The 6,396-nt window shown below is 71.1% G+C and carries 4 protein-coding genes, 2 rRNA genes and 1 pseudogene; 2 read left to right on the top strand and 5 right to left on the bottom strand.

The window, feature by feature from the left end; all coding sequences use genetic code 11:
- Positions 1-734 (top strand): ribosome small subunit-dependent GTPase A (gene rsgA / locus H0X00_RS20425; protein ID WP_293774348.1); only part of this gene is annotated, 734 nt, incomplete at its 5' end.
- Positions 735-759: 25 nt separating this feature from the next.
- Here the strand turns inward: rsgA and H0X00_RS20420 are convergent.
- Positions 760-1,251 (bottom strand): DUF2231 domain-containing protein, encoded by a 492-nt coding sequence (locus H0X00_RS20420; protein WP_293774347.1) that lies wholly within the window; start codon positions 1,249-1,251, stop codon positions 760-762.
- A gap of 88 nt (positions 1,252-1,339) precedes the next feature.
- Between H0X00_RS20420 and H0X00_RS20415 the strand changes: the two genes are divergently transcribed.
- Positions 1,340-2,152 (top strand): inositol monophosphatase family protein, encoded by an 813-nt coding sequence (locus tag H0X00_RS20415; protein WP_293774345.1) that lies wholly within the window; start codon positions 1,340-1,342, stop codon positions 2,150-2,152.
- A gap of 626 nt (positions 2,153-2,778) precedes the next feature.
- Here H0X00_RS20415 and H0X00_RS20410 read toward each other — a convergent pair.
- From H0X00_RS20410 to H0X00_RS20395, 4 genes and pseudogenes are all read right to left on the bottom strand, one after another.
- Entirely contained in the window at positions 2,779-3,804 is a 1,026-nt protein-coding gene (locus H0X00_RS20410; protein ID WP_293774343.1) for an HAD-IIA family hydrolase, read from the bottom strand.
- Positions 3,805-4,151: 347 nt separating this feature from the next.
- Positions 4,152-4,754 (bottom strand): annotated as a pseudogene (locus H0X00_RS23970) (tetratricopeptide repeat protein); the annotation flags it as partial.
- Positions 4,755-5,663: 909 nt separating this feature from the next.
- Positions 5,664-5,780, bottom strand: a 5S ribosomal RNA gene (rrf, locus tag H0X00_RS20400).
- Positions 5,781-5,909: 129 nt separating this feature from the next.
- A 23S ribosomal RNA gene (locus H0X00_RS20395) occupies positions 5,910-6,396 on the bottom strand; the annotation flags it as partial.

Raw genomic sequence — 6,396 nt, 5'->3', positions numbered from 1 at the left:
CGCTGGCCCGGATCGTGCGCCTGCACCCGCGCACCTCGGTGCTGCGACGGACCGCCGACGACGACGACCCGGTCGAGCGCGTGCTGGTCGCCAACGCCGAGCAACTGGTCATCGTCGCGGCCCTGGCCGAGCCGGCCACGCAGCCCCGGTTGATCGACCGCTGCCTGGTCGCGGCCTACGACGCCGGCCTCACCCCGCTGCTGTGCCTGACCAAGTCCGACCTCGCGTCGGCGGACGAGGTGCTCGCGCTCTATGCCGCGTTGGGGGTCGCGCACGTGGTGACCCGGCGGGACGAGGACCCGGCGGCGCTGCGCGCGCGCCTCGACGGCCGGGTCAGCGTGCTGGTCGGGACCTCCGGGGTCGGGAAGTCGACGCTGGTGAACATCCTGGTGCCGGGCACCGACCGCGAGGTCGGTGTGGTGAATGCCGTGACCGGCCGCGGCCGGCACACCTCGAGCTCGGCCATCGCCCTCGAGCTGCCCGGCGGTGGCTGGGTGATCGACACCCCCGGCGTCCGCAGCTTCGGCCTCGCGCACGTCACGCCGGACCGGGTGCTGCAGGCGTTCACCGACCTGCTGCCCGGGATTGCCGACTGCCCGCGCAGCTGCAGTCACGACGAGGAGGAGTGCGGGCTCGACGCCTATGTCGCGGCCGGGCACGCCGATCCGGCCCGGCTGGCCTCGTTACGCCGACTGCTGGCGGTGCCCCAGCGCGCGGAGGAACCCGGGGACTGATGGAGCGTCAGGAGTTGATGGTCCGTCAGCCCTGGCCTGCGGAGGCGGCGTTGGTGCCGTCGACGAACTCCTCCCAGTGCGACTTCGAGCCGGTGTGCCCGGCGATCACGGTCAACACGATCGAGGCCACCGCCAAGCCGGCGACGATCACGCCAAGGCCCAGGCCCGCAGCCGCCGGCGCCCCCTGCCGGTCCGCCAGGGCGGCCAGCACGGTCGCCACGGCGAGCGCGAGCACGATCCAGAGCAGCGCGCGCCCGAAGGCCTCATGGTCGTCCCTCGGCACGTTGGTGTCACCGATGCGCCGGAACCTGTTCTGCAGCTGCTGACCGGCCTGCACCGTGACGAACGCCAGGACCAGCAGGCCGAGGCTGACCGCCACCATCACGCGGCCGTACGCCCGGCGCCAGGCCGGCCGGCAGAAAACGGCGGCCGTCGCCATCGCGCCGAGTGGAATCAGCACCACGGTGACGTGCAGGACGAGCACATGGAGCGGCAGTCCCATGAAGGTGTCGAACATGTGCGCTCCCCGGTGGATGTACAGCGGGTCCTGGATTCGGATACGACCCCAGGAGGGTTTGGTTCAGCGAGCCGTTAGCGTTTCGGGAATGAGTGAGCTCCACGAGGATATGGTGCTGGCGTTGGCCCTGGCCGACGCGGCGGACGCGATCACCACGGCCCGTTTCCGCGCCCTCGACCTGCGGATCGAGGCGAAGCCCGACCTCTCCCCGGTCACCGACGCCGACCGGGACACCGAGAGCCGGCTGCGGGAACTGCTGGCCGCGGCCCGCCCACATGACGCGATCCACGGCGAGGAGTTCGCCGATACCGGAGCTTCCGGCAGTTCAGCCCGCCGCTGGGTGATCGACCCGATCGACGGCACGAAGAACTACGTCCGCGGCGTGCCGGTGTGGGCGAGCCTGATCGCGCTGATGGACGGGCCGAACGTCATCGTCGGCGTTGTCTCCGCGCCCGCGCTGGGCCGCCGCTGGTGGGCCTCGGCGGGCGGCGGAGCCTGGGCGCGTACCGGATCCGACGATCCGGTCGCCTGCCGGGTCTCGGCGGTGCCGACACTGACCGACGCCTCGCTGTCCTACTCCAGCCTGTCCGGCTGGGAGGAGCGCGGGCTGCTGCCCGGATTCCTGGACCTGACCCGCCGCTGCTGGCGAACCCGCGCTTTCGGTGACTTCTGGTCCTACGTGCTGCTGGCCGAGGGGACCGTCGACGTCGCCGCCGAACCCGAGGTCGCACTGCACGATTTGGCGCCACTGGCACTGATCGTGGCCGAGGCGGGCGGGGTGTTCACCGACCTGACCGGCAGGCCCGGCCCGGACGGCGGCAGCGCCCTGGCCAGCAACGGATTGCTGCACAGCGCGGCCCTGGCCCTCCTGCAGCCGGACAGCAGCACCGGCGCCGCATAGAGCGCGGCCAGGTCGAACCAGCCGTAGCCGCCGGCCGCTCCACTGGGCGGGTTACCGATCGGGATCACACCGGTCGGGTCGTGCGTCGACCACGCCCACGTCCCGGCCCAGGTACCGACCAGCTCGAGGTAGGTGACGATCGCGAACGCGCCGAGATAAAGCGTCTGTGACCGGCCGAGGTAGAGAAAGCCGACCAGGCAGGCGAACCAGAACGCACCGAGCACGTCGGTGCGTTCGGCGAGCACCAGCCCCCAGCCCGCGTAGACCCCGCCGGCGGTGACCACCGCGGTCCGCAGCCCGATCCGGTGCCGGTGCACCCAGCCCGCCCGGCCGATCGCCAGCGCGCACAGATAGACCAGGCCGTGCCCCGGTGGCACGTACGCCGGCACGTTGTCGAAGCGGTAGGTGTACACCCCGAGCAACGGCGAGAAGGTGTATTCGACCGCCGTCGCAATGGCGACCACCACGGCCACCTGCGCGCGGACCAACGGGCTCTCGCGGTCCAACAACGCGATCAGCAGCAGCCAGGTGGCCACGCCGAACAGGCGCTGCTCAGCCAGCGAAGCGCTGCCGTCGCGAACGAGCACGAGCGTGGTCCAGGCGAAGGCGACGGCCGCGATCATGGGCTACGACGCGTGTCGTGCGGCCAGGCGGACGACGACCTCGCGGGTGTCGACCTCGCCGGGGTAACCCCAGGTGGCCACACAAGCCACCCGGAGCGCGTCGACCGCGTCGCCGCCGCCGCTCAGCCGCAACCGGCCGGCCTGCACCCGTGCCGTCCAGCCACCCAGGGCGGCCTCCCCACCATCGAGCACGACATCGGCAGGCGCAGTGAGCAGGCCACGCAGGTCGGCGGCCAGGTAGGTGGGCCGGCACGACGGCGGCGCCGCCAGCAGCTCGGCCGGCCCGGTCACGCCGGTCAGCACCAGCAGGCTCGCTGCGCCGGCCCGAACCGCGCCCTCGATGTCGGTGTCCAACCGGTCGCCGATGATCAGCGGCCGCTCCGCGGCCACCCGGTCGATCGACTCGCGGTGCAGGGCCAGTTCCGGCTTGCCGGCCACCAACGGCTCGGCACCGCTGGCCTGCCGGATGACGTTGACCAACGTCCCGTTCCCGGGCCCGATGCCGCGCGGGGTGGGGATCGTCAGGTCGGTGTTGCTGGCCACCCAGGGCAGGCCCGCCCGCACGGCGAACGTGCCCTCGGCGAGCTGCACCCACCCCACGCTGGGGTGGTAGCCCTGCACGACCGCACTCGGGCCGTCGTCGGCCGAGTGGACCGGACGCAGCCCGCGCTCGATCAGCGCCTCCTCCAGCGCGTCGCCGCCGACCACCAGCACCGCGGACCCGGGCGCCACCAGTCCGGCGACAAGCCGGGCGGCGGCCTGCGCCGAGGTCGCGACCTCGGAGGCATCCGCGGCCACGCCCAGCTCGGTCAGGTGCTCGGCCACTGCCTTGGGTGTCCGCGAGGCGTTGTTGGTGACGAAAGCCAGTCGCATCCCCCGGGCCCGCGCCAGCGCGAGACTCTCGGCGGCGTGCGGGACCGGATTGGGACCGATGTAGACAACGCCGTCGAGGTCGAGCAGCCCGGCGTCGTACCGGTCGACCAGGGCAGTCGCGCTACCCGCCGCGAGCGGGACCGCCGGCGCCGTCACCGGTCCGCCCGGGCGGGCGGGTCGGACTCCCCGGGGGGCTCGTCGAACATCAGGGCTGTCTGGCTGAACTCCACGGCCGGCGCGCGGGACACCGCGGCCACCCGGTCGGGCGCGCTCGTGGGCTCGCTGAACATCGCCGCCGCCTGGTCGATCGCCAGCGCGGGCTCGACTCTCACGGCCGCCTCATCGACCTCGGCAACCGGCTCATTCAGCTCGGCCAGAGGGCTGTCCATCTCGGAAACAGGCGGGTCCACGTCCGTGGCCGCCTCGGCTATCGCAGCAACAGGCCGTTGCATCTCTCCCGCAGGGTGTTCCACCTCGCCCGCGGCCGGCTCGGCCATCCCTGCCGACTCGTCAACCTCGTCGGACTCTTCGTCCAGGAGGAAGACCACGCCGTCGAGCTCAGCAAGCCGCTCGGCCGCGTCGGTCAGGCCATCCGGGTCGGCCGCAGCGGCCCGCTCGAACCAGGTCCGCGCCTCGTCGTGCCGGCCAACCGCCTCCAGGGCGGCGGCGTACGCGAAGCGCAGCCGGGCCGACCATTCCGACGGCTTGCTGTCGTTGAGTTCCGGGCTCTGCAGCGTGACCACGGCAGCGTCGAGCTGGCCGAGATCAGCGCGCGCGCCCGCCGCGACGATCCGCATCTCGACCCTGGCCGCGCGCGTCAGCTGTGCGACCTCCGGCGCCGCGGCCATCTGCAGCGCCTTCTCCGGGTGCCCGAGCGCGCGTTCGCAGTCGGCCATCGTCGGCCAGTGCTCCTGGTTGCCCGAGATCCGCCGGGCGGCCCGGAATTCCGCGAGCGCCTCCGAGTACTTCCCGGCGTGATACGCCGCAATACCGAGCGCCTCCCGAATCACTGCGACCCGCGGCCCGTGACGTCGCGCCGCCTCGGCATGCGCGTACGCGCCCTCCGGGTCCTCGTCGAGCAGTCGGGCCACCATCACCAGGTGCATTCCGGCGGACTCGGCCGCTTCGGCCCGCAGCGTGGTCAGCTCACGACGGACGTCCTTGTCGAGTTCGAACCCCGTGACGTCCTTGTCAATGGCCGGCGCGCGAGGCGGAGCCGTCGCCGGTCGATCCGGCCGCGAATTGGGCCGCGAATCGGGTCGCGCATTCGACCGCGAATCAGGCCGCGAACCTGATCGTGAATCCGGCCGCGAATCGGGCCGTGAATCCGACGCCGAATCCGATCGGGGGCGGTGGTTCCCCTGGGTACCGCGATCCGCGCCGGCACCAGGCGCCCGACCACCGGTTCCGCGGGGCGCATCGGAGCTCGCAGGCCTTCCGCCCGCGCCACGGGAGGCACCAGAGGCAGGAGGTCGTCCCCCACTGCCACGGGGTGCACCCGTCGCGGCAGGCCGACTCCCACTCCCGCGGGACGCACCAGCGGCGGGCGGGCGCTCGCCACGCGAGGCGCCCGAAGCAGGGGGCCTTCCCCCGGCAGCGCGTGCCGCACTCGACCCGGTTGAGCGCTCCGCTCCCGCACGGGGTCCACCGGCGACAGGGGGCTTTCCACCGCTGCGGGGTGGGCCGGAGACAGGGGGCTTTCCACCACCGCTCCGGGGCCCGCCCGAGACAGGCGGCTTGCCACCGCTGCGGGGTGTGCCGGAGACAGGGGGCTTTCCACCACCGCTCCGAGGCCCGCCCGAGACAGGCGGCTTGCCACCCGCGCCACGAGGCGCGGACCCAGCGGGCTTGCCGGCACCACGAGGAGAGCCTGCGCCGCGGGACGCAGGGCGTTGCCCGCCCCCTCCGCGGGACGGACCGTCATTCGTCGTCACAATTGCTCCTCTTTTGATGCGCGACATTCTCCCGTTAAGCGATAAGGGCCACCCCATCAGGGTGGCCCTTATCGAAAGAATGTCCGGCGGCGTCCTACTCTCCCACACCGTAACCAGTGCAGTACCATCGGCGCTGAAGGGCTTAGCTTCCGGGTTCGGAATGGAGCCGGGCGTTTCCCCTTCGCTATGACCGCCGAAACTCTATTGAGATATCAGGCCGGCTCTCGTTCGAAAACGGAGCCCCCGACCGTATCTCGGGAACCGCACAGTGGACGCGTAGCATAAATTCTCAGGATCTCAACGCCGTTGCCGGCGAGAGAAGAGTGAGTGGTCAAGTCCTCGGCCTATTAGTACCGGTCAGCTTCACACGTTACCGTGCGTCCACGTCCGGCCTATCAACCCAGTCGTCTAGCTGGGGGCCTTACCAGGTTAACCCTGTGGGAGACCTCATCTTGAAGCGAGCTTCCCGCTTAGATGCTTTCAGCGGTTATCCCTTCCGAACGTAGCTAACCAGCCGTGCTCCTGGCGGAACAACTGGCACACCAGAGGTTCGTCCGTCCCGGTCCTCTCGTACTAGGGACAGCCCTTCTCAAGTCTCCTGCGCGCACAGCGGATAGGGACCGAACTGTCTCACGACGTTCTAAACCCAGCTCGCGTACCGCTTTAATGGGCGAACAGCCCAACCCTTGGGACCTACTCCAGCCCCAGGATGCGACGAGCCGACATCGAGGTGCCAAACCATGCCGTCGATATGGACTCTTGGGCAAGATCAGCCTGTTATCCCCGGGGTACCTTTTATCCGTTGAGCGACGGC

Origin of the sequence: Sporichthya sp., from assembly GCF_013815995.1 — a bacterium.
Taxonomy (GTDB): Bacteria; Actinomycetota; Actinomycetes; order Sporichthyales; family Sporichthyaceae; genus Sporichthya.
The sequence above is the reverse complement of the archived record's forward strand: the minus strand, read 5'-3'. Positions and strand labels throughout refer to the sequence as shown.